The organism is Streptomyces sp. GL_141 (assembly GCF_057834385.1).
In genome coordinates this window covers 7,594,943-7,618,508 of record NZ_CM174402.1, presented here as the reverse complement: position 1 = coordinate 7,618,508, position 23,566 = coordinate 7,594,943, and the positions used below count along the sequence as shown (strand labels likewise).

At 69.6% G+C, this 23,566-nt stretch carries 15 protein-coding genes; 8 read left to right on the top strand and 7 right to left on the bottom strand.

The features are described from left to right. Positions 1 to 32: 32 nt before the first annotated feature. From AC3IX6_RS33955 to AC3IX6_RS33940, 4 genes are all read right to left on the bottom strand, one after another. A complete protein-coding gene (locus AC3IX6_RS33955; protein ID WP_489367108.1) occupies positions 33 to 1,517 on the bottom strand; it encodes a non-reducing end alpha-L-arabinofuranosidase family hydrolase in 1,485 nt (494 codons plus the stop codon). A gap of 271 nt (positions 1,518 to 1,788) precedes the next feature. After that, entirely contained in the window at positions 1,789 to 2,619 is an 831-nt protein-coding gene (locus tag AC3IX6_RS33950; RefSeq protein WP_489367107.1) for a carbohydrate ABC transporter permease, read from the bottom strand. Then, entirely contained in the window at positions 2,616 to 3,605 is a 990-nt protein-coding gene (locus tag AC3IX6_RS33945; protein WP_489367106.1) for a carbohydrate ABC transporter permease, read from the bottom strand. Before AC3IX6_RS33945 ends, AC3IX6_RS33950 begins: the two co-directional genes overlap by 4 nt. Next, entirely contained in the window at positions 3,598 to 4,890 is a 1,293-nt protein-coding gene (locus AC3IX6_RS33940) for an extracellular solute-binding protein (protein ID WP_489367105.1), read from the bottom strand. Before AC3IX6_RS33940 ends, AC3IX6_RS33945 begins: the two co-directional genes overlap by 8 nt. Positions 4,891 to 5,123: 233 nt before the next feature. Between AC3IX6_RS33940 and AC3IX6_RS33935 the strand changes: the two genes are divergently transcribed. The 4 genes from AC3IX6_RS33935 to AC3IX6_RS33920 all read left to right on the top strand — a co-directional run bounded on the left by AC3IX6_RS33935 (position 5,124) and on the right by AC3IX6_RS33920 (position 13,111). Then, on the top strand, positions 5,124 to 6,137 hold the full coding sequence (locus AC3IX6_RS33935) for a LacI family DNA-binding transcriptional regulator (RefSeq protein WP_489367104.1): 1,014 nt from the start codon (positions 5,124 to 5,126) through the stop codon (positions 6,135 to 6,137). A gap of 193 nt (positions 6,138 to 6,330) precedes the next feature. Beyond that, positions 6,331 to 8,550 carry a glycoside hydrolase family 3 N-terminal domain-containing protein gene (locus AC3IX6_RS33930; protein WP_489367103.1) on the top strand — a complete coding sequence of 740 codons (2,220 nt, stop codon included), beginning with the start codon at positions 6,331 to 6,333 and terminating at the stop codon, positions 8,548 to 8,550. Then, positions 8,547 to 10,058: a glycoside hydrolase family 43 protein gene (locus AC3IX6_RS33925; RefSeq protein ID WP_489367102.1), complete on the top strand. Its 1,512-nt coding sequence runs from the start codon at positions 8,547 to 8,549 to the stop codon at positions 10,056 to 10,058. Before AC3IX6_RS33930 ends, AC3IX6_RS33925 begins: the two co-directional genes overlap by 4 nt. Before the next feature lie 326 nt (positions 10,059 to 10,384). Further along, a complete protein-coding gene (locus tag AC3IX6_RS33920; RefSeq protein ID WP_489367101.1) occupies positions 10,385 to 13,111 on the top strand; it encodes a beta-L-arabinofuranosidase domain-containing protein in 2,727 nt (908 codons plus the stop codon). A 103-nt stretch (positions 13,112 to 13,214) separates the two neighbouring features. Here the strand turns inward: AC3IX6_RS33920 and AC3IX6_RS33915 are convergent, their stop codons facing one another. Beyond that, positions 13,215 to 14,246 carry a LacI family DNA-binding transcriptional regulator gene (locus tag AC3IX6_RS33915; RefSeq protein WP_489367100.1) on the bottom strand — a complete coding sequence of 344 codons (1,032 nt, stop codon included), beginning with the start codon at positions 14,244 to 14,246 and terminating at the stop codon, positions 13,215 to 13,217. A gap of 282 nt (positions 14,247 to 14,528) precedes the next feature. On the opposite strand from AC3IX6_RS33915, the gene AC3IX6_RS33910 reads away from it, so the two are divergent. The 3 genes from AC3IX6_RS33910 (at position 14,529) to AC3IX6_RS33900 (ending at position 18,652) form a co-directional block, all read left to right on the top strand. Then, complete coding sequence (locus AC3IX6_RS33910) at positions 14,529 to 15,500, top strand: glycoside hydrolase family 6 protein (RefSeq protein ID WP_489367099.1); 972 nt, start codon at positions 14,529 to 14,531, stop codon at positions 15,498 to 15,500. Between the two features lie 44 nt (positions 15,501 to 15,544). Continuing rightward, positions 15,545 to 16,834 carry a glycoside hydrolase family 6 protein gene (locus AC3IX6_RS33905; RefSeq protein ID WP_489367098.1) on the top strand — a complete coding sequence of 430 codons (1,290 nt, stop codon included), beginning with the start codon at positions 15,545 to 15,547 and terminating at the stop codon, positions 16,832 to 16,834. A gap of 375 nt (positions 16,835 to 17,209) precedes the next feature. Next, positions 17,210 to 18,652 (top strand): endo-1,4-beta-xylanase, encoded by a 1,443-nt coding sequence (locus tag AC3IX6_RS33900; RefSeq protein WP_489367097.1) that lies wholly within the window; start codon positions 17,210 to 17,212, stop codon positions 18,650 to 18,652. 81 nt (positions 18,653 to 18,733) lie between these two features. Here AC3IX6_RS33900 and AC3IX6_RS33895 read toward each other — a convergent pair whose 3' ends face one another. Both AC3IX6_RS33895 and araD read right to left on the bottom strand, forming a co-directional pair. Further along, on the bottom strand, positions 18,734 to 21,205 hold the full coding sequence (locus AC3IX6_RS33895) for a glycoside hydrolase family 9 protein (RefSeq protein ID WP_489367096.1): 2,472 nt from the start codon (positions 21,203 to 21,205) through the stop codon (positions 18,734 to 18,736). A 154-nt stretch (positions 21,206 to 21,359) separates the two neighbouring features. After that, entirely contained in the window at positions 21,360 to 22,097 is a 738-nt protein-coding gene (gene araD, locus AC3IX6_RS33890) for an L-ribulose-5-phosphate 4-epimerase AraD (protein WP_489367095.1), read from the bottom strand. A gap of 376 nt (positions 22,098 to 22,473) precedes the next feature. Here araD and AC3IX6_RS33885 point away from each other — a divergent pair, with 376 nt between their 5' ends. Continuing rightward, complete coding sequence (locus AC3IX6_RS33885) at positions 22,474 to 23,496, top strand: LacI family DNA-binding transcriptional regulator (protein ID WP_489371645.1); 1,023 nt, start codon at positions 22,474 to 22,476, stop codon at positions 23,494 to 23,496. Positions 23,497 to 23,566: the final 70 nt, after the last annotated feature.

Sequence of the window (23,566 nt, the reverse complement as noted above, 5' to 3'; positions counted from 1 at the left end):
CTCCTCATCGGAGCCGGACCCGTGTCACATCGTCAGCGCTGCAGTGTCAGCAGACCCGGCCGGTAGGGCCATTGGCCGTAGTCACCGCCGGAGTTGGGGTCGCGTCCCTGGTAGAGGAACTGCAGGTTGCAGGGATCGACGGTGAAGGTCTGATCGGCGCTGGTGCGGATCAGTTCGCCATGGCTGATGTCGTTGGTCCAGGTGGCGCCGCTGTTGGCCTTGCCGGCGAAGGGGTTGCTCTCGGTCGCGGCCTGGGGTGTCCATGAGCCGTCCAGGCTGGTGGCCGTGAACGAGCGGAAGTAGCGCCCCTGCGAGCCGATCGCCTCGACGATCATGAGGTAGCGGTCCTGGCCCTGAAGCTTGTAGACCTGCGGGGCTTCGAACAGGTTGTTCGTCGTATCGCTCATGATCGTTGTGTAGGTCGAGCCGAAACTGCTCGGGAAGTTCCCGATCGGCATGCCGGCCCGGTAGATCTTGCCGTTGTCACCGGCGAAGAACAGGTACATGTTCGTGCCGTCAGCGATGAGCGTCTGGTCGATGGGTCCTGTTCCGGAGCCGGTGATGCTTCCGGAGAAGAGCACCTGATGTGACGACCAGCCGTTGGGGTTGGAGGGATCGCTCGACGTCCGGTAGGAGAAGGGGCTCCCGCCTCCCCACTGGTAGGTGAGCACCCAGATGTTCTTCGGCGCGAAGTAGAAGAGCGTGGGCGCGACGACGGAGTTCGACATCGTGTTCTGGCTGGCCGAGGCCATCTCCGGCCAGTTGATGAACAGGCCGAAGTTCATCGAACCCCAGCCCGCTCCCGTTCCCGCGGCGCCGTGCGTCGTCGCATAGACGAGCTGCTTGCCGTTGTAGGGGGCGACGGTGAAGTCCTTGAGTGAGGCCCACCCGGCCTTGGGTTGCGCCAGCGCGCCCGTTGAGGTCCAGCGGTATGTCGACGGAAGACCGCACGGGCCGGGGTTGCCGGAACCGACCTTGATGAGCTGCCACTGCTGGTTGGTGCCGCCCCAGTCGTCGTACTGGACGACGTTCGCGTTGTCGGCGGTGGACCCGCCTTGCACCTCGAGGGCCTTGTTGCTGTGGCGCGCGATGAGCCTCACGTAGCCGTCCGAGCTGTCGACCGGCCGCCACTGCTGGTTGGTCCCGTTCACGTCGCTCCACTGGACGATCGAGGCGCCGTTGGCGGTGGACCGGCCGGAGACGTCCAGCACCTTGCCGGAGTGGCGGGACTTGATGCGGTAGTAACCGTCTCCGGAGTCGACGAACTGCCACAGCTGCTGGTTCTGGTCGTTCCTGGTCCACTGGGTGATGCGCGCGCCGTCGTTGGTCCCCAGGTTGTAGACGTCCAGGGCCTTGCCGCTGTTGCGGTTGACCAGCACGTACGAGGCGTTGGGGTCGACGGTCGCCGCGGTGGCGGCGACGGCGGGCTGGGTACCGAGGAGAGCAGCCCCGAGCAGCAAGGACGAAAGGACCGCGAGTACGAGTCTCAGGACCCGTGGCGGATGGCGAAACCACATCAGAAGAGCTCCTTTGGGGGCGGGGGTGAGGTGACCCCGACGAACCGCCGAGCGGCCGTGTCAGGGGGTCTGGGGCGGGATGGGAGTGAAGGCGGCCGCACATGCCGAAGCGTTGGTGCACCGGGCACTCCAGGCGTGCCACTTCGCCGAGGTCCAGATGAGAGAGGTGCGAGCGCGGCCACGGCCTGGATTGTTAGCGCTAACAATATTGCGGTCGATGCGACAGGCGTTTCACGACGTCTCCTCGGGAGTGCAGGTCATGCGGGACGGTTCAGCCCTTGGTGGCGCCCGCTGCGAGTCCGCCGATCAACTGCCGTTCGGCGACGGCGTAGAAGGCGAGGGCGGGGACCATCGCGAGCACGATGTAGGCGAGAACGAGCGCGTAGTCGGTCGAGTACTGACCCTGGAACTGCTGGACGCCGACCGGGATCGTCTGCCATTGAGGGTCGTTGAACACCAGCAGCGGCAGGAAGAAGTTGTTCCAGCTCGCGACGATCGCGAGCACCGAGACCGTGCCGAGCGCCGGACGTGCCATCGGCAGCAGGATCTTCCAGAAGAAGCGGAACTTGCCGCAGCCGTCCATGACGGCCGCCTCCTCGACCTCTGCCGGGATGGTCCGGAAGAAGCCGCGCAGAATGATGATCGTCATGGGGAGCCCGAAGGCCGCCTGCGGGAGGATCACTCCGAGCGGGTTGTCGAGCAGGTCGAAGGTGCGCAGCAGCAGGAACAGCGGCAGGACGGCCACCGCGAACGGGAACATCAGCCCGATCGTGAACAGCGTGTAGAACAGCTCCCTGCCCCGGAAGGCGTAGCGGGCCAGTACGAACGCCGCCATCGCCGCGACCATCACCGTGCAGCATGCCGTGCCGATCGCGATGCCCGCGCTGTTGGCGATCTGCCGCCAGAACATTCCGTCGCCGAGAATGCCGGCGTAGTTGCCGGTCTTCCAGTGCTCCGGCAGCCCGAACGGGTTGGTCGTCAGCTCGCCGGTGCTCTTGAACCCGGAGATCACCGCGTAGACCAGCGGCACGACGACGAACGCGCCGATCAGCCAGACCACGGCGTGCAGCGACAGGCCGCGTGCCGTCCTGCGTGCGTTCATCGGCCACCTCCCGGTGTGACGGCCCCGCTCAGGTCACGGCGGAGCACGTAGCGCTGGTAGAAGAGGGAGAAGACCAGACTGATCATGAACAGCACCACGCTGATCGCGCTGGCGTAGCCGACCTGGTAGCGCTTGAACCCGAACTGGAACATCGAGATCGCCATCGTCTCGGAGGAGTGGTTGGGCCCGCCCGCGGTCATGACCCAGACGAGGTCGAAGAGCTGGATGGCACCGATGACCGAAAGGAAGACGCTGATCCGGATCGTCGGGCCGAGCAACGGCAGCGTCACGTGCCGGAAGCGCTGCCAGGCGCCGGCGCCGTCGATGGAGGCGGCCTCGAGGATCTCGCCCGGGATGCTTTGCAGCCCGGCGAGGAAGAGCATCATGTGGAACCCGAAGTACTTCCAGGTCATGACCACGAACAGGGTCGGCATGACCGTCGAGGGGTACGCGAGCCATTTGCCCTGCAGCCCCTCCAGGCCGAGGGCGCCCGCGAGATGGTCGGCCATACCACCACCGGGAAGGAAGATCATCGTGAAGAGGACCGCCGTGACCACTTCGGACAGGATGTACGGCGCGAAGAACAGCATCCGGTAGACGGCCCGGCCGCGCAGCCTCTGATTGAGCAGGACGGCGGTGAACAGCGCGAACGGCAACTGGACCGTGACCGACAGCGCGATCAGGTACAGCCCGCGCTCCAGATCGCCGAGGAAGACCTGGTCCCTGAAGAGCTTGGCGTAGTTCCCGAAGCCGACGAAGTCCTCCAGGGGGCCGACCCCGCCCCACTTGAAGAAGCCGGTGTAGACGGCGACCGCGATGGGGGCGAGGACGAAGACGAGGAAGAGGACCAGAGCCGGGACGAGGAACCAGGCGACCGACGCCCAGCCTGCCAAACCGCGCAGGCGCGACCGTGACGGGGCGGGCGGGCGCACCGGCCCGGCGTCCTGCGTCCGCTCCTTGGTCAGGGTGGACACGGAGCTAGGCACCCTTCGCAGCCTCGGTGATCGACCGGGTCACCTGCTCGGGCGTCTTCTTGCCCGCGATGAGGTCGGCGACGCTGTCGTTGATCTCCTGGCCGACCGCCGGCGGGTAGGCCTGGTCGAGGTAGAGCTGGAAGCCCGTCGCCTTGACCAGACTCTCGGCAACCGCCTTCCGGTTGGGGTCGGTGAGCTGGCTCTCCGCGCCCTTGACCACCGGCAGGTAGCCGTTGGAGGCCAGCAGCTTGGACTCGTTCTCCAGGACGAAGAACTTCAGGAAGTCCAGCGCCTCCTTCGACGCGCCCTTGCGCAGCGCGAAGCCGCCGCCACCGCCGAGCACTTCGGTGGCGCGGCCGACCCCGCCGTCGACCGTCGGGAAGGGAAAGAAGCCCAGGTCCGCTCCGAGATCGGCGCCCGCGTCCTTCTGTACCGATGGCCCCCACTGCCCCATCAGCTCCATGGCGGCCTTGCCGTTGCCCATGGTCGCGGCCTGGCCTCCGGGGGTGGAGTAGCCGGCGCCGAGGAAGGCCGTCTGGAACGGCTGGAGGTCGACCAACTCCTCGAGGTGGGTGCCTGCCTGGACGAGGCCGGCGCCCGAGAAGTCCTTGGTGGTCGCGGCCCGCTCCAGCGCGGGGAGGCCTGCGACCCGCATCGCGAGGTAGGCCCAGTAGAAGTGGCCGGGCCACTTCTCCTTGCCCGCGAGGGCGATCGGAGTGACGCCCGCCGCCTTGAGCTTCTTGACGTCTTCCAGGAACTCGGCCCAGGTGGCAGGCGGAGCGGTGATCCCGGCATGGGCGAAGAGCTTCTTGTTGTACCAGAAGCCGACCATGCCGACGTCGTAGGGCACCCCGTAGGTCCGGCCCTCGAACTGATAGGCCTGCAGCGAGACCGGGGTGAGCTCGGACGACCAGCCGAGCACGTCGGTGAGGTCCTCGACCAGCCCCGCGTCGACCTGCTGCCGCAGCACGCCGCCGCCCCAGGTCTGGAAGACGTCGGGAAGCTTGCCCGACGAGGTGGTGGCAGCCAGCTTGGACTTGAACGCCTCGTTCTCCAACGAGGTCGTGTTGATCGTGATGTTGGGGTGGGCGGCCGTGAACGCCGAGGAGATCTGGGGGAAGAGGGACTTTCCCGGTTCCGTCGTGGCGATGTTCCACCACGCGAAGGTCACCTTGCCGTCGGCCGCCGGCCCCGAGCCGGTGTCCCTGCCTCCGCAGGCCGCGGTCAGCGCGACGGACAGCGCGGTCAGGCCCGAGAGCGCCAGGAAGCTTCGTCGGCTCGGGGGTGTGCTGGCCATGGGACCTCCGGGGGGTGGGGGAATGCGATTCGACTTCGAAACTGTTTCGCAACATCCTCGATTCGGTGCTGCCACAAACTAGGAACGCGCGGCCCACCGGTCAAGCCTTATTACCGATTTCCCTTTGACAGCAACGCACTTGGAGCTTGACAACCTGGTCACGCCGACCGGAAACTCTTCGAAAGTTTGCGATACCTGTCGTGAGCCCAAGACGTTCGCGCAGAGGAGAGAAGTTGACCGAGCAGCGTCCGACCCTGGCCCTCATCGCCGCGGAGGCGGGGGTTTCCCAGGCCACCGTGTCGAAAGTGGTCAACGGCCGCTCCGATGTCGCACCCTCGACACGCGAGCGGATCGAGGGCCTGCTGCGCTCCCACAACTACCTCCACCCCGGCGGGCAGGCCAGGGCCCGCAGGTCAGGCCTGGTCGACCTGATCATCGGTGGTCTGGACAGCGCGTGGGCGGTGGAGATCCTGCGCGGCGTCGAGGCCGAGTGCGCCCAGCGGAGCGTCGGCACCGTCGTGTCGCTCGTCCCGCCGGGCGAGGCCACGCCGTCGAGCTGGGCCGCACTGCCGGTCCTGCACCACAGCGACGGCGTCATCCTCGTCACCGCCTCGGTCACCCAGGCTCAGCGCACCCAGGTCGAACAGGCCGGGGTGGCTCTGGTGGTCATCGACCCGATCGACCTGCCGGGCAACGGTGTGCCGAGCATCGGGGCGACCAACTGGGCGGGCGGCCTCGCCGCCACGGAGCACCTGCTGGAGCTGGGGCACCGCCGGATCGCCGCGATCGGCGGGCGCAAGGAGATGCTCTGCAGCCAGGCCCGCATCGACGGGTACCGGGCCGCGCTGGAGCGGGCCGGGATCGAGGTCGACCGCGACCTGATCCGGTTCGGCGACTTCCAGCACGAGGGCGGGTTCCAGCGCGCCCGGGAGCTGCTCGCCCTGCCTGATCCGCCGACCGCCGTCTTCGCCGGCAGTGACCAGCAGGCCATGGGCGTCTACGAGGCCGCCCGGCAGGGTGGGCTGAGCATCCCGCAGGACCTCAGCGTGGTCGGCTTCGACGACCTGCCGATGTGCGAATGGCTGTCACCGCCACTGACGACGGTGCGCCAGCCGCTGGAGGAGATGGGCCGGCTCGCGGCCCGCACGCTCTTCCAGCTCCTGGACGGCCAGCCGCTGGTCAGCCCCCGGATGGAGCTCTCGACCGAGCTCAAGGTCCGGCTCTCCACCGCCCCGCCCCGTCTCTAGGCCGTGTCGTCGAAGTCCCTAGGGGGTGTCTTGCCGATCAGGCCGGGCTCGCGGTGTCTGGCACCGCGCCTCGCCGCGTTGTCGTCACTCGCCGATGCTCCGCATCGACTCCCTCCTCCGCCTTGCGATGCACGGTGCCAGACACCGCTCCCTGATCCGGCCCGATCGGCAAGACACCCCCTAGGAGAACTCCTTGACCGAGCCCTGGCGTGACCCCCTCATACCCGCGTCCGTACGGGTCGCCGATCTGCTGGAACGGATGACTCTGGAGGAGAAGGCGGGGCAGCTCACCGGCTTCTGGGCGCTGCCCTCGGATCCGGGCGCACCGGTCGCGCCGATGGAGGACGATTCCGGCGAGACCGCGCCCGGCCTGGACGACATCGTCACCCACGGGCTCGGCCAGCTCACCCGGGTGTACGGCACCGCGCCGATCACCGCGGAGGCCGGGATGGAGCGGCTCGCCTCGCTCCAGCGGCAGGTGACCGGATCCGGCCGGTTCGGGATCCCGGCGGTCGCTCACGAGGAGTGCCTGACCGGGTTCATGACGTTCGGGGCGACGGTCTTCCCCGGGCCGCTGGCCTGGGGTGCGTCCTTCGATCCCGGGCTCGTGCGCCAGATGGCCGCCGCCATCGGCGCGGGGATGCGGCGGGTCGGCGTACACCAAGGGCTGGCTCCGGTGCTCGACGTGGTCCGCGACTACCGGTGGGGCAGGACCGAGGAGTGCATAGGCGAGGACCCCTATCTCGTCGGCGCGATCGGCACCGCCTACGTGCAGGGCTTGGAAGGCGCCGGGATCGTGGCGACGCTCAAGCACTTCGCCGGGTACTCGGCCTCGCGCGGCGGCCGGAACATGGCCCCCGTCTCCTCGGGGCCGCGCGAGTTCGCCGACGTACTGGTCGAGCCCTTCGTACGGGCGCTGCGCGAGGGAGGGGCCCGGTCGGTGATGAACAGCTACACCGACGTGGACGGCGTCCCGGTGGCCGCCGACGAACGGGTGCTGACCGAGCTGCTCAGGGGTGAACTCGGCTTCAGCGGTGTGGTCGTCGCCGACTACTACGCCGTCTCCTTCCTGGAGACCCGGCACGGCGTCACCGGATCGCGGGGCGCGGCCGGCGCGCTGGCGCTGACCGCCGGAATCGACGTCGAGCTGCCCACGGCCCGCTGCTACGGCGAGCCGCTGACCGAACTCGTCCGGTCGGGAGCCGTGGCCGAGGAGCTCATCGACCGGGCCGCGGAACGGGTCCTGCTGCAGAAAGCCGAACTCGGCTTGCTCGACCCCGACTGGGAACCCGTCAAGGCCGAGCCGGTGGACCTCGACCCGCCGGAGAACCGGGCACTGGCCGGGCTCCTGGCCGAACGGTCCACCGTGCTGCTGGCCAACGACGGCATCCTGCCGCTGCGGCCGTGCCGGGTCGCGATCAGCGGGCCGTACGCCGACGACCCCCAGTCCTTCCTCGGCTGCTACTCCTTCCCCAACCACGTGGCCCTGCCCGGCGATCTCGGGCTGGAGATCCCGACGCTCGGTGAGGCGCTCACCACTGCCGGGTTCACGGTCACCGACGCCGATCCGGACGTGAACGTGCTGGTGCTCGGGGACCGGGCCGGCATGTTCGGCCGGGGCACCTCCGGCGAGGGCTGCGACGCCGAGACCCTCGACCTGCCCGGCGACCAGGCCGCGCTCGCCGACGCCGTTCTGGACTCCGGGGTGCCGACCGTCCTGGTCCTCGTCTCCGGACGGCCCTACGCACTCGGCACGCTGGCCGAGCGTGCATCGGCCGTGGTGCAGGCCTTCTTCCCAGGCGAGGAGGGCGGGACGGCGCTGGCCCGGATCATCAGCGGGGCCGCGGAACCGTCCGGGCGGCTGCCCGTCTCCATCCCCCGCCAGGTCGGCGGCCAGCCCGGCACCTACCTGCACGCGAGGCTCGGCGGGCACACCGACTGGAGCTCGGTGGACCCGACCCCGCTGTTCCCCTTCGGACACGGGCTGAGCTGGACCAGCTTCGGCTGCTCGGAGCTGTCGGTGGATCCCGTGGCCTCGACGGACGGGGCCGTCTCCGTCTCGGTCACCGTACGCAACGTCGGCGAGGTGGCCGGGACCGAGGTGGTCCAGCTGTACCTCTCCGATCCCGTGGCGTCCGTCGTCCGGCCGCAGCGGTGGCTCGCCGGATTCGCCAGGGTCGAGCTGCAGCCGGGCGCGGCCGCCCGGATCACCTTCTCCGTCCATGCCGACCGGACCTCCTTCACCGGGCTCGACCTGCGCAGGAGAGTGGAGCCCGGGGAGATCGGCGTGGCCGTCGGACGGTCCAGCGGCGATCTGCCGCTCCAGGGCTCCTTCACTCTGGAGGGCCCCGTACGCCACCCGGCGGCCGACCGGGTGCTGTCCGTGCCGGTCGAGATCGTCCCGGTTCCATGACCATGTCGTTCGACGATCCCGTCTTCTGTGAGCCCGTGCTGCCCGGGTTCCGGCCCGACCCGTCCGTCTGCCGCGTGGGCGCGGACTACTACCTGGTGACGTCCAGCTTCGAATGGTTCCCGGGCCTTCCCGTGTTCCACAGCCGCGACCTCCTGAACTGGCGGCGCATCGGCTCCGCGCTCGACCGGCCGTCCCAGCTCGACCTCGGCGGGTGCGGGCCCTCTCGGGGCCTGTTCGCGCCGACGATCCGGCACCATGACGGGGTCTTCCATCTCGTCTGCACGCTGATGGACGGCCCCGGCCATTTCGTCGTCACGGCGACCGACCCGGCGGGGCCGTGGTCGCAGCCGAACTGGCTGGACGGCGAGGGCTTCGACCCGTCGCTGTTCTTCGACGGCGGGCCGGACGACGGCGACGGCGACGGCGACGGGCAGGGGGACGGCAGCGACGGCCGGGCCTGGTTCACCGCCGCACGAGTCCTGGACGAAGCCGCGGGCCGCACCGAGATCTGGATGCGCGAATACCTTCCCCACGAACGACGACTCACGGGACCGGAGCACGTCCTGTGGTCGGGAAGCCACCCGGGCGCCCGATGGTCGGAAGCCCCGCACCTCTACAAGATCGACGGCAGCTATCTTCTGCTCACCGCCGAGGGCGGCACCGATGTGGACCACAGCGTGGTGGCCGCCCGCGCCGACCGCGTGACCGGCCCCTACGAGGGCGCCCCCGGCAACCCGGTGCTCCCACCCGCCGAGGGGCCGGTCACCTGCACCGGGCACGCCGACCTCGTCCAAACCCCGTACGGCGACTGGCGGGCCGTCCTTCTGGGCGTCCGCCCGGGCTCCGCCCTCGGCCGCGAGACCTTCCTCAGCCGGATCACCTGGGCAGAGGGCTGGCCGGTCTTCTCCCCCGTCGACCACACCGACCTCCGCCGCCCCCTCCACGACGACTTCGCCACCCTCGCCGCCGACTGGAGCACCCTGCGCACCCCACCCGCGCGGTTCTGGACCACCGGCGACGGACTCCGCCTCCAGCTCCGCCCCGAACGCCTCGGCGAACGCACCACCCCGTCCCTCCTGGCTCGCCCCCAGGAACAGCCCGACTGTGACGTCTCCACCGAACTGCACTTCGCCCCCGCCGCACCGGACGAAGAGGCGGGCCTCGCCGTAGTCCTCGACGACGACACCCATCTCCTCTTCCTCAGCACCGCGGAAGGACTCAGCCTCCGCCGCGGGGCCGAGGTCCTGGCCGGCATTTCCTTCGCCCCGGGGCCCGTTCGCCTGGGGGTCCGCATCCGCGGGTTCAGCCACACCTTCGCCCACGCGGCTCCGAACGGCCTCTGGGAGGACCTGGCCACCATCGAAGCCACCTTCCTCAGACCGCTGTTCACCAGCATCCAGCTCGGCCTCTACGCCACCTCCAACGGCCGCCCCTCCACCAGCCAAGCCCGCTTCACGTGGTTCGACATCACGTACCCGGGCCGGCAGGAACCGCCAGGCAGGCCCTGACGTCGCTGACGCCACGACCAGGTGGCGGTCCGCGTCCGTCACCTGCGACCTCGCACCTCACCTCCCACCCAGTCGACCCCCATTGACCTCGGTGTACGTGGCCGCGATGCACGCCGCCGGAGCGGATCGATCGCCTGGAACAGCTGCGCGCGGTGCGTGGGACGGCCTTGCCGGCACCCCCGTCGAAGGTATTGACACGCTAATTGTGAGCGTTAACACTCATGCGCAGCAGGCGGCCGCAGCGACGCCGACCTCGCAGCCGCCGGTCGAAGCCCGACAGCCCTTGTGCGCGGCACCCTCATCTCTCACGGACCACGGAGTTCGCCATGCCGGTTCCCCCCTTAAGCCGCCGCGCCGTGATCAAGGCGACCGGCGTCGCGGCCGTGGCCGCGGCTGTCGGCCCCGTACTGAACAGCGCCTCCGCCACGGCGCAGACGCCCCCGGTCAGGTCCGACGTCGGAGTGTCGGCGTTCCCGTTCGACCTGGGTCAGGTCCGGCTCACCAGCAGCCGCTGGCTCGAGAATCAGAACCGCACCCTGGCCTATCTCCGCTTCATCGACGTCGACCGCCTGCTGTACAACTTCCGCGCCAACCACCGGCTCTCCACCAACGCCGCGACCCCGACCGGAGGTTGGGACGACCCTGCGTTCCCCTTCCGCACCCACGTGCAGGGCCACTTCCTCACGGCATGGGCACAGGCCTACGCCGCGGTCGGGGACGCCACCTGCCGCGACAAGGCCGACCGCATGGTGGCCGAACTCGCCAAGTGCCAGGCCAACAACTCCACCGCGGGCTTCTCCGCCGGCTACCTGTCGGGCTTTCCCGAGGCCGACTTCAACGGCCTCGAAGCAGGCACGCTGACCAACGGCAACGTCCCGTACTACTGCGTCCACAAGACCATGGCCGGTCTGCTCGACGTATGGCGCCTCATCGGCAACACGCAGGCCCGCGACGTGCTCCTCGCGCTCGCCGGCTGGGTCGACCGGCGCACCGGTGCGCTCAGCCAGAGCAAGATGCAGTCGTTGATGGGCGTCGAGTTCGGCGGCATGAACGAGGTGCTGGCCGACCTCTACCAACAGACCGGCGACGCACGCTGGCTGACCACCGCCCAGCGCTTCGACCATGCGGCGGTCTTCGACCCGCTCGCCGCGAACCTGGACCAACTGAACGGTCTGCACGCCAACACGCAGGTGCCCAAGTGGATCGGAGCCGTCCGCGAGTACAAGGCCACCGGGACCACCCGGTACCGCGACATCGCCGCCAACGCGTGGACGATCTGCACCACCTCGCACACCTACGCCATCGGCGGCAACAGCCAGGCGGAACACTTCCGGGCCCCGAACGCCATCTCCGGCTTCCTCGTCCCCGACACCTGCGAGCTCTGCAACTCCTACAACATGCTCAAGCTGACCCGAGAACTGTGGCAGCTGGACCCCGGCCGGGCTTCGTACTTCGACTTCTACGAGAAGACGCTGCTCAACCACGTCATCGGCGCCCAGAACCCGGCCGACCCGCACGGGCACGTCACCTACTTCACCCCCCTCAACCCGGGCGGCCGCCGCGGCAAGGGCCCGGCGTGGGGCGGCGGCACCTGGAGCACCGACTACGGCACGTTCTGGTGCTGCCAGGGAACGGGCATCGAGTCCAACACCAAGCTGATGGACTCCGTCTACTTCCACGACGGCAGCACCACCCTCACCGTGAACCTGTTCCTCCCCTCCGTCCTGAACTGGACCCAGCGGGGCATCACCGTCACCCAGACCACCACCTACCCGGCCGACGACACCACGACGCTCAAGGTCACCGGCGGCGCCGGCGGGACCTGGTCGATGCGCGTCCGCATCCCCGGATGGGCCTCGGGCGCCACCGTCAGCGTCAACGGCGTCGCCCAGACCGTCACGGCCGGTCCGGGCACCTACGCCACGCTCACCCGGTCCTGGGCCTCCGGCGATACCGTCACCGTGAAGCTCCCCATGCGCGTGGCCCTCCAGGCCGCCAACGACAACCCCGGTGTCGCGGCGATCACCTACGGCCCCTCCGTCCTCGCCGGCAACTACGGCAGCACCGCACTCTCCTCCCTCCCGGTCCTGGCCCCCTCCTCGATCACCCGGACCAGCAGCACCGCCCTCGCCTTCACGGCCACCGCCAACGGAGCGAAGGTCGACCTCGCCCCGTTCCACGACGCCCAGGGCTTCAACTACACCGTCTACTGGCGGACCGACAGTCCCGGCTTCCGTCTCGTCAACACGGCCAGCGGACTCGTCCTCGGCATCCGGGACATGTCCACCACCGACGGGGGCCTCGCTCTGCAGTGGACCGACTCCGGCACCGCCGACCACAACTGGGTCCTCATCGCCGACGGCGCCGCACTGCGGCTGCGCAACCTCAACAGCGGGAAGGTCCTCGGTGTGAAGGACATGTCCAGCGCCGACAACGCCCCGATCCTCCAGTGGACCGACACCGGCACCGCCGACCACCGGTGGACCGTCGTCGACGCCGGCAACGGGTACCACAAGCTTCGGAACGTCCACACCGGCAAGCTGCTCGGCATCGAAGGCGGCTCCACCGCCAACGGCGCCGCAGCCGTACAGGTGCCCGACAGCGGCGCCCCCGCCGGCCAGTGGCAGTTCGTCCCCGACGGCGCCAGGCGCATCCAGAACGTCGCCAGCGGGCGGGTGCTCGGTGTGCGGGACATGGCCACCGCCGACGGCGGCCTCGCCATCCAGTGGGACGACAACGGCACCGCCGACCATCTCTGGACGGCCGTAATCGACACCGGCGGCCACTTGCGCCTGCGCAACTCCCACAGCGGCAAGGTCCTCGCCGTGGAGAACGGCGACACCGCCAACGGCGCCCGGATCGTCCAGTGGGCGGACAACGGCGCCGCCGACCACCGGTGGCGCCTGCGCCACGGCGGCGGCGACACCTTCAGGATCCAGTGCGCCGACAGCGGCCGCGTCCTCGGCGTCTCCGGCGCCTCCACCGCCCAGGGAGCACAGACCGTTCTCTGGGACGACAACGGCACCAGCGACCACCTGTGGCGATTCATCTGACCCGGCGCCGAGTCCGATCGCCACGGGCCGATCGCGGCGACGGGAAGTCGAGTGGGAGGCGCTCCCGTCAGATCGGGCCGGCCCTGCCGGAAGCGCCCGCCGATCAGGCCGACGCGGGCAGATCGGGAGCGGACTCGCGCACGGTCAGGCGGGTCGGGAGGATCAGCGGGGTGGGGCGGTGTCCCTCGATGGCACTGACCAGCATCCTGGCCATCTCCTGGCCCAGCGCCCGCACCGGCTGATGGACCGTGGTCAGCGGCGGGCTGGTGTGCCGGGCGCTCGCCAGGTCGTTGAAGCCGATCACCGCGACGTCCTCGGGCACCCGGAGCCCCCGTTCCCGCAAGGTGCGCAGAGCGCCGATGGCCATCGCGTCGGAGGCCGCGAACACCGCGTCGGGATCGGGGTGCGCCCGGAGCAGTCGCTCCATCGCCTCGGCGCCGCCGTCCTCGGTGAACTGCCCCGGCTCGACCCCGAGCAGCGGCAGGCCGGACAGCGTCAGACCGTCGGTGAACCCCTCCTCCCGCGCGACGGAGGCCCTGGTGTCCACCTGTCCGGTGATCATGACGGGGCGTCGGCGGCCGGTGCGCGCGAAGTGCTCGGCGGCCAGGCGGGCGCCGCCCCGGTTGTCGGCGTCCACGTACCAGGTGGGCTCCCCGATGAGCGGGAGTCCACCGAAGACGACGGGGAGATCGACCTCCTCGCCCAGGCGTCCCAGCGGATCGTCGCCGCGCAGCGCCATCAGCATGACGCCGTCGGCCCGGCGGGAGCGCAGCAACCGCTCGAACCTCTCCCGGCCGCGGGGGGTGTTGGCCAGGAGCAGGATCAGTTCCAGTTCGGTCTGCTCCAACGCCGCGCTGACGCCGACGATGACCTCCGCGAAGAACGGGTCCGCGAACAGCCCCGGCTCGTCGCTGGAGAGCGCGAGCACCACCGCTCCGACCCTGCGGCTCGCGAGGGCCTGCGCGGAGGGGTTGGGCACGAAGTCCAGTTCGCGCACCGCCCGTTGGACCGCCTCCCGCTTGGCGCGGCTGACGTGCGGGGCGTTGTTGATCACCCGGGAGGCCGCCGTGCGCGACACGCCGGCTCGTGCGGCCACCTCGTCGAGAGTCGGCATGCGCTTGGGTGACGGCTCCATGGAAGAACTGCTCCTCGGACTCACGCGGACGGCGAACAGCGAACAGCGAACAGCGGCCATGATTCCATCACCGCCCCGACTTCGGACCTGCACCCGGTGCCGCCCTCGGTCTCGATTTGGTAGCGCTTCCAACCAATGGCACCACACCGACTCAAGACGGTACTTCCGCGTTCAACCACTTGACACACCCTGACGACGGCCCCAATCATCCCATCAGCGCAGTCCGACCCCACACCAAAACTGGAAGCGCTTCCACTTCCCCACCCCACCGGAGGAAGAACCATGCGCAAGCCCGTCCGAGCCACATCCGCCCTGCTGGCCGGTGTCCTCGCCGCCGGCCTCGCCGTGATCAACGCGGGCCCGGCGTACGCCGCGGACCCGACCGCCATGACCAGCGGCTTCTACGCCGACCCCGACAACTCCGCCCTGCGATGGACCAACGCGAACCCCGGCGACGGGCGGGCGGCGGCGATCCGGACGTCCATCGCCAACACCCCGGCAGCCCGCTGGTTCGGGAACTGGAGCGGCGACATCGGCACGGCAACCGGCGCCTACGTCGGCCGCGCGGACTCCTACGACAAACTGCCGATCCTGGTCGCATACAACATCCCCCACCGGGACATCTGCGCCGGTCACTCCGGTGGCGGCGCGGGGAGCCGCGCCGCGTACGACGCCTGGATCGCCGCCTTCGCCAGTGGCATCGGCAGCCGCCCGGCCGTCGTCGTCCTCGAACCCGACGCGCTCGGCCACGAGAGCTGCATGACGGCCGCCCAGATCGCCGAGCGCAACGCCATGCTGAAGAACGCGATCGACCAGTTCAAGGCCAAGGCACCCAACACCTGGGTCTACCTCGACGCCGGGAACCCCGGCTGGGTCGACGCCCCGACCATGGCGCGCCAGCTCGCCGCCGCCGGTGTCGGCGGGGCACGCGGCTTCGTGCTGAACGTCTCCAACTACTTCAGCACCAGCCAGAACACCTCGTACGGCAACGCAGTCAACTCCGCCCTGGGCTCATACGGCTACACCAAGCCGTTCGTCGTCGACACCAGCCGCAACGGCAACGGTTCCAACGGCCAGTGGTGCAACCCCGCAGGCCGCCGGATCGGTACTCCCAGCCAGCGCGGCGGCGGTGCCGAGATGCTGCTGTGGATCAAGGTCCCCGGCGAGTCCGACGGCGACTGCGGCGTCGGGGCCGGCTCCTCGGCCGGGCAGTTCCTGCCGGAGGTCGCCTACAAGATGATCCACGGCTACTGACCCCCTTCCCTCGCCGAAGGGCGAACCCCTACCGAAGGAGCCCCGTGCCCATCCCCCTGTACCGATTAGCCCTGGCAGCGAGCGCACTCACGCTGCTCCTCGGCGCCGCCGCCCCGGCCTCAGCCGAGGCGAACTCCGCGCCGGCCTCCCACACGCTTCCCACGAACACCCGCTTCTACGTCGATCCCGACAGCGATGCGGCCCACCAGGCCGTCACCGACTTCCTTCACCGGGACTTCGAGGGGGCCAAGTCCATGGCGAAGCTGGCTAGTTGGCCAGAGGCTGCCTGGTTCACCGACGGCACCCCGAAGCAGGTCGAATCCCGCGTACGCGACCTGGTGCGCCGCGCCGGGCGAACCCGGACGGTTCCCGTCCTGGTGGCCTACAACATCCCGCTGCGCGACTGCTCCCAGTACTCCTCCGGCGGTGCGCAGTCGGACGCCGAGTACCAGGCCTGGATCAGCGCCTTCGCCCGGGGACTCGGCCGCAGCAAGGCCGTCGTCATCCTCGAACCGGACGGGCTGGCCAACCTCCCCTCCGACTGCGGTCCCGGCAGCGACCCCACCGGCGCGATCACCACAGGACGCTTCGCCGACCTCAACCACGCGATCGACGCCCTGGGGCAGCAGCCGAACAGCGTCGTCTACCTTGACGCCGGCAACAGCCACTGGCGCAGCGTCGGCGACATCGCACAACGCCTCCTCCAAGCGGGTGTCACCCGCACCCAGGGCTTCTCGCTGAACGTCTCCAACCATCTGGCCACCGACCTGTCCACCCACTACGGCACCTGGGTCTCCCAGTGCCTGTGGTTCGCCACCAAGGGCCCGGACTGGGGCAGGGGGCACGCCGACTGGTGCGCGAGCCAGTACTACTCCCCCGCGGCACCGAACGACGGGCAGCCGGGAAACTCCGTGAACGTGGACGATCCGTCCACGTGGCACTGGACCGACCGCTGGTTCCAGCAGAACGTCGGTACCCCGCCCACGCAGGAGCTCACCCACCTGGTCGTCGACACGAGCCGCAACGGCCAGGGCGCCTGGACCCCGCCCGCGGGCAAGTACAGCGGCGACCCGCAAACCTGGTGCAACGCCCCGGGTCGCGGCGTCGGCGACCGGCCGACCGCGAACACCGGCGTCCCGCTCGTCGACGCCTACCTCTGGATCAAGACCGTCGGTCAGTCCGACGGCCAGTGCAACCGCGGCATCCCGGGCGGCACCATCGACCCGGAGTACGGCATCGTCGATCCCGCGGCCGGCGTGTGGTGGCCGGAGCAGGCCAAGTCCCTCGTCCGGAACGCCAACCCCGCACTGGGGTTCAACACGGGCGTGCGCTGACCTAGGCCGCCGTGACCAGGCCGCCATTACCGGCGATGCCGACTGAAGGAAATACTCGTTCACAGCTTTCCGTCAGATCCCGATTGAATGGTCCTCATCGAAATACTTTCGATGAGGACCATTCAACGAAAAGGGACCACTAAGCGCCCCCGAGATATAGATTCTCGAAATACTTTCGAAACTCTTGACTTGTTTCGGCTGGGTTTCCAGACTGATGGGCGAGGCGGTGTGGCCCGTCCGTGTCCGGTTCCGGGCGCCGTCCTCGGATCTCTACGCGCTCATGAGCGTCCCTTTCCCATGGGCGCGGGCGTCGTTCACGCGGATTCACCATGCCGCGATCCAACCTTTCCGCGACTTCTTTCTGGAGGCTCATTCATGGGCTCACAAGCCATTCCCCCACCCACCGTCCGCCGGAAGACCGGCGGCCTGTGTGCGGCCCTGGTCGTCGGCGTCCTCGGTGTGGCCGCCGCACTGGTGGCGCCGCCGACCTCACACGCCGCCGAAAGCACGCTCGGCAGCGCGGCGGCGCAGAGCGGCCGCTACTTCGGTACCGCCATCGCCTCGGGCAGGCTGGGCGACTCGGCGTACACGACGATCGCCGGCCGCGAGTTCAACTCGGTGACGCCCGAGAACGAGATGAAGATCGACGCCACCGAACCCCAGCGGGGCCAGTTCAACTTCGCCGCGGGTGACCGCGTCTACAACTGGGCGGTGCAGAACGGCAAGCAGGTGCGCGGCCACACCCTGGCCTGGCACTCCCAGCAGCCAGGCTGGATGCAGAGCCTCAGCGGCAGCACGCTGCGCCAGGCGATGAACAACCACATCAACGGCGTGATGGCCCACTACAAGGGCAAGATCGGCCAGTGGGACGTCGTGAACGAGGCCTTCGAGGACGGCACTTCGGGAGCCCGACGCGACTCCAACCTGCAGCGCACCGGCAATGACTGGATCGAGGCCGCCTTCCGCACCGCGCGCGCCGCCGACCCGGCCGCCAAGCTCTGCTACAACGACTACAACGTCGAGAACTGGACCTGGGCCAAAACCCAGGCCATGTACGCCATGGTCCGGGACTTCAAGCAGCGCGGCGTGCCGATCGACTGCGTCGGCTTCCAGTCGCACTTCAACAGCGACAGCCCCTACAACAGCAACTTCCGCACCACCCTGCAGAGTTTCGCCGCCCTCGGCGTCGATGTGGCCGTCACCGAACTCGACATCCAGGGAGCCTCGGGCACGACCTACGCCAACGTGACCAACGACTGCCTGGCCGTCCCGCGCTGCCTCGGCATCACCGTCTGGGGGGTGCGCGACACCGACTCCTGGCGACCGGAGCACTCGCCGCTGCTGTTCAACGGTGACGGCAGCAAGAAGGCCGCCTACTCCTCCGTCCTCAACGCACTCAACGCCGGTTCCTCTACTCCCACTCCGACCCCTTCGCCCGGTTCTGGACAGATCAAGGGCGTCGGGTCGGGCCGCTGCCTGGACGTGCCCGGTGCCGGCACCACCGACGGCACCCAGCTCAACCTGTGGGACTGCAACAACCGCACCAACCAGCAGTGGTCGTACACCGCCGCAGGCGAGCTCAGGGTCTACGGCAACAAGTGCCTGGACGCCGCCGGCACCGGCAACGGAACCAAGGTCCAGATCTACAGCTGCTGGGGTGGCGACAACCAGAAATGGCGCCTCACCTCCGACGGATCCATCGTCGGAGTCCAGTCCGGCCTCTGCCTCGACGCCGCCGGCAACAACACCGCCAACGGCACCCTGATCCAGCTCTACTCCTGCTCGGGCGGCAGCAACCAGCGCTGGACCCGTACCTGACGACCCGCCCTGGAGTGGAGCCGGGACGATCCTGGCTCCACTCCGTCGTTCATCGCCGGGTGGGCGGGACGTGACGATCGTTCAGGAGCAGAGTGCTCCGTTGAGCGTGTAGCGCGCCGGCATGGCGTTGGTACCCGAGTACGTCGCCTGGAAGCCGAAGCTCACGCTGCCGCCGGGTGCCAGTGTTCCGTTCCATCCGGTGTCCCGGGCGGTGACCGTGCTGCCCGACTGACTCACCGTGGCGTTCCAGCCGTTGGTGATCCGCTGGTCACCTGCGAAGCTCCAGCCGATGGTCCACCCGGATACCGCCGAGGTTCCGGTGTTCCTCACGGTCACCGTCGCCGTGAAGCCGTTGCCCCAGGCGTTGTCGATCCGGTACGCCACCGTGCAGGAGGCCGCCGACGCGTCGTCGTCCGCCTCCGTCGCCGTGAACGTCGCCGGCTGCACGCCTGGACCACCGACCGTGAAAGTCGCGCTGCCCGAGGACCCGTCGGCGTCTTGCGCGGCGAAGACCGAAACCTGCTGCGCCGTCGCCCAGTCGGCCGGGGTGAACACCAGGCTCGCGGCTGCCGACAGGTCCTGGTCGCCGGAGTTCCGGGCCACCGTCACCGTGACGTTCTGCGCGGGCTCGGCCGAGAGCCGCACGCCCACCGGCGCCGAACCGCCCTCCGGGACCGTCACTGCCGCCGGTGCCACCTGAACCACGGGCGCCGCCGGAGCGCTGCGCCGCTCAGCCGCGAAGGCCGCCAGCCAGGCCAGCGAGGCGTTCCAGTTGATGGCCACCTCGTTGGTGGAGTACGAGCCGATGTCGTCCACGTAGCACGCCGCCGGTGCGCAGCCCGCGAGCTTCTCCTTGGCCACCGGGTCCTCCAGCCCCGCGTTCGGCCCGCCTGCGAAGGAACCGGCCGGCGGGTGCGGCAGCGAGGCATCGTTCTGGTGTGCCCAGAACCGGTGGTGCTGGTTCGCGGAGTAACGATCGCCGTAGCCGGTGACGTAGGAGAGGTCGAGTGCGTTCCGGCCGAGCAGATAGTCCAGGGATTCCAGCGCGCCTGCCCGATAGCGTTGTTGCCCGGTGAGCTCGTATGCGACGGCCAGCACCATCGCGTTGTTGGTGACGGAGCTGTTGGAGCCCCACACGTACCCGGTGGCGGCGAGGGGCACCGCGTAGCCCTGTCCGGCCATGGTGGACAGGTGGCCATCGGCGGCCGTGGTCAGCCGGCCGCGCAGCCGGGCCACGTCATCGGCAGGCAGGGTCACGCCGGGGACCGTGGCGAGGGTGATCCGGCCGGGCGTCGCGGTGCCGCCCCACCAGAACCCGTCGACGGGCTTGGCGTGGTGCGCGGAGGAGGTGACGGCGTCCCGGTACTGCGACTCGCCAGTGGTGGCCAGGAGTTCCGCCGCCGCCCAGTAGAACTCGTCGGAGACGTCTGCGTCCTCGTACGCACCGCCGCCGGCGTTGTCGCTCGCGAGAGCAAGCACGTTCGGGTTGGCCTTGGCAGCCGTCCAGGCGCGGCGGGCCGCGTCCAGGCAGCGCGCGGCGAACGCGGAGTCGTACGGCGCGTACACCCGGGCACACTGCGCGGCCGAGGCCGCCAGGTTCAGCGTCGCGGCGGTCGACGGCTTGTGCAGCTCACGTTGCTCGGAGTCGAGTTCGGGCCGGGTCGGCAGGGCAGTCCACTTGGCGTCGTGCATCTTATGGAAGGCCATCCCGGCCGTCGGCTTCCCGGTCGGAACCTGCATCCGCAGCAGGAACTCCAGCTCCCAGCGGGCCTCGTCCAGCACGTCCGGCGTCCCGTTGCCACGCTCCGGCACCCGCAGCGTCGCGTCGCCGAGCGCCGCGTCCCCGCCCGAACGGCTGGCCCTTTCGTAGGAGTTGACCATTTCCCAGACGGAGATGCCGCCGTTGACCACGTACTTGCCTTGGTCGCCCGCGTCGTACCAGCCACCGCGCACGTCCAGTTGGTAGTCGCACACCCCGGCCTGGCAGGGGACGCTGACGTCGCCCTTGTTCGGGGCGACGCCCAAGTGCCCGGCGAGTCGGGCGTAGGCGCTGCCGCCCGCCAGAGCCGCGTCGATCGCGATACCACTGCGCTGCTGGTAGAAGAACGACATGCTGTCGGCGCGCAGTCCGTCGTACAGCGATGCGGAGATGTCGAAGGGGTGGCTGCTCTGGCCGTCGACGACCAGGGTGAAGCCGGTTCCGGTGCCGGTGTACGCACCGAAGTCCACCAGGTGCGTGGACTGGCCGGACGCCTGGTCGGACCCGCGCACCGTGGTGGCACCCGAGGCGGCCACCGTGCCGGAGGCGTCGCGCAGTTGCCAGGCGAGTGGGGCGGTCGCGGAGCTGACCACCGTGGCCCGCTTGGGGCCGTCGGGCAGGTAGCCGAGCTGGTTGACCCGTACGGGTGTGCCGGCAGCGGCAGCCGTGGTGGCGGCAGCCGCGACCGGAACGGTCAGGGCGGTCGCGGACAGGCCGCCGACGGCCAGCGCGAGGCCGGCAAGCACGGCGGCCACGCGACGTGGCACGCCGTGGGCGGAGGTGACAGGAGGCACGATGAAGCCTTCCTCGGGGGGCGGGGGCTCAGAGTGGGAGCGCTCCCAATCAAGTCAGGCGCCTGCCTGGCACGTCAAGTCACGTACCTGGACCGGTAGTTGACCGCCCCTTGATCCGAGAACAGTTCGCCACCTCGCGAGCCGGTGCGCAGCTTCAGACGCCCGGGGCGTGAGGAGCGTTGCCGTAATAGGCATCCGGTCCGTGCTTACGGGTGAAGTGCCGCTCCAGCAGGTGCTTCGGCGGTTCGGAGGCTTCCCCCAAGCGGGACCCCAGCGCCAGCGTGTGCAGCGCCATCTCCGCCACGGCCTCGCAGACGACGGCGTTCTCAAGCGCCGCCTTCGCGGTGGCACCCCAGGTGAAGGGTCCGTGTCGGGAGACGAGTGCCCCGGGAACCTCGTCGGCCAGCCGGGGGTCGCCGTCGAGGCGGGCGACGATCACCTGTCCGGTGTTGTACTCGTAGTCCCGCGCGCACTGCTCGGCGGTCAGGTCCTCCGTCACGGGGACGGGCCCGTTGAAGGTGTCGGCGTGCGTCGTGCCGAGTACGGGGATCGGGCGGCGCGCCTGGGCGAAGGCAACGGCGTGCGTCGAGTGCGTGTGGGTGACTCCGCCGATGGAGGGGAAGGCCCGGTAGAGGCACCGATGGGTTTCGGTGTCGGTGGACGGCCTGAGGCGTCCCTCGACGACCCGCCCGTCCTCCAGTGCCACCACCACCAGGTCCTCCTCGGTGAGGTCGGCGTAAGAGACCCCGGACGGCTTGATGACGAAGACGCCGGCATCTCGGTCCACTCCGCTGACGTTTCCCCAGGTGAGGGTCGCCAGACCGGCCTCCAGGATGCGCAGGTTCGCCGCGAGGACCTCACGACGGAGGTCCCCCAGGAAGTTCTCGCTCACTACGCTCTCACCGTCTCTCCGGCATGCGCGGCCGGCTCCTCCGGGACCGGCGTCCGGCAGGCCCCGCGGCCGCGCATGAGTGGGCTGGACTGATCGGGGGCCGCTCCAGGCATCACAGCTGGCCTACCTCAGCCGCCCCGATCAGATTGTGAGCGCTAACAAGCAGCAATCTCAAGAGGTACGAGAAGATTCCCGCCCACAACGTGCGATCAACGCTGCATAATGTGAACGCCAACATCTATACCTGGTCGACAATCTTCCGGCCGGTCCGAGATGTGTGCGGGCCGCGGCTGGTTCGGTACCTTGAGGGAAGGCCGCTCGATGAGGAAAGGATAGAGAGTTGACCCAGCTCCCAGACGTCTCGCGAGCGCCCACGATGACGGACGTCGCGCGCGTCGCCGGCGTGTCCCATCAGACCGTTTCACGGGTGCTCAGCGACCACCCGAACGTCAGCGCCAAGACCCGTGCAGCGGTGACTCAGGTCATCGAGCAGCTGGGGTACCGCCGCAACTCGGCGGCCCGGGCTCTGGCCACCCGCCGGACCCACACGCTGGGCGTCATCGCGGTGAACACCACTCTGCACGGCCCCGCCAGCACCGTGGCGGGAGTGCAGGAGGCCGCTCGGGACCGCGGCTACCTGACATCCGCCGTCACGCTTCGGACCGCCACGCAGACAGCCCTCGCGGAAGCCATGCAGCACCTCGCCGGGTGGGGGGTGGAGGGGATCGTCGCCGTCACTCCGCAACGCGCCGCGGTGCGCGCCCTGGCGGCCCTGGAAGCACCGTGCCCCGTGGTCACCGTGGAAGGCGGCCACACCCTCGACCTGCCGGGGGTGTCGCTCGACCAGAACCTCGGCGCCCGCATGATCACGGAGCATCTTCTCGCGTCGGGCCACGCCACCGTGTGGCACGTGGCGGGCCCCCCCGACTGGCTCGAGAGCGAGGCCCGCACACAGGGGTGGGAGGACGCGCTGCGCGATGCCGGCGCCGAGGTACCGCCCGTGCTGCGCGGCGACTGGAGTCCGCTGTCGGGATACCAGGCCGGCCAGCAGCTGGCAGGGCGGGTCCTGGCATCACGAGGGCAGGGAGCCGGCCTCACCGCGGTGTTCGTCGCCAACGACCAGATGGCCCTCGGTGTCCTACGGGCCCTGCGGGAAGCGGGCCTGCGCACGCCGGAGGACGTGGCGGTCGCCGGCTTCGACGACATCCCCGAGGCGGAGTTCTTCCCGCCCCCGCTGACGACGATCCGCCAGGACTTCGCCTCACTCGGCCGCGACAGCATCGGGCTGCTCCTGGACCACATCGAGGGCAGGACCGACGAGTCGACCCATCTGGTGGTGGCGCCCGAGCTCATCGTGCGCGCCAGCACGGCCCGCAGGATCACTCCCCTCGGCGAATGACCCCCACGCGGACGGCGGTTGGCCCCTTCCGCAGGGAGCCGGGGACCCGGGGGCACCTCGTTCGGGGGGA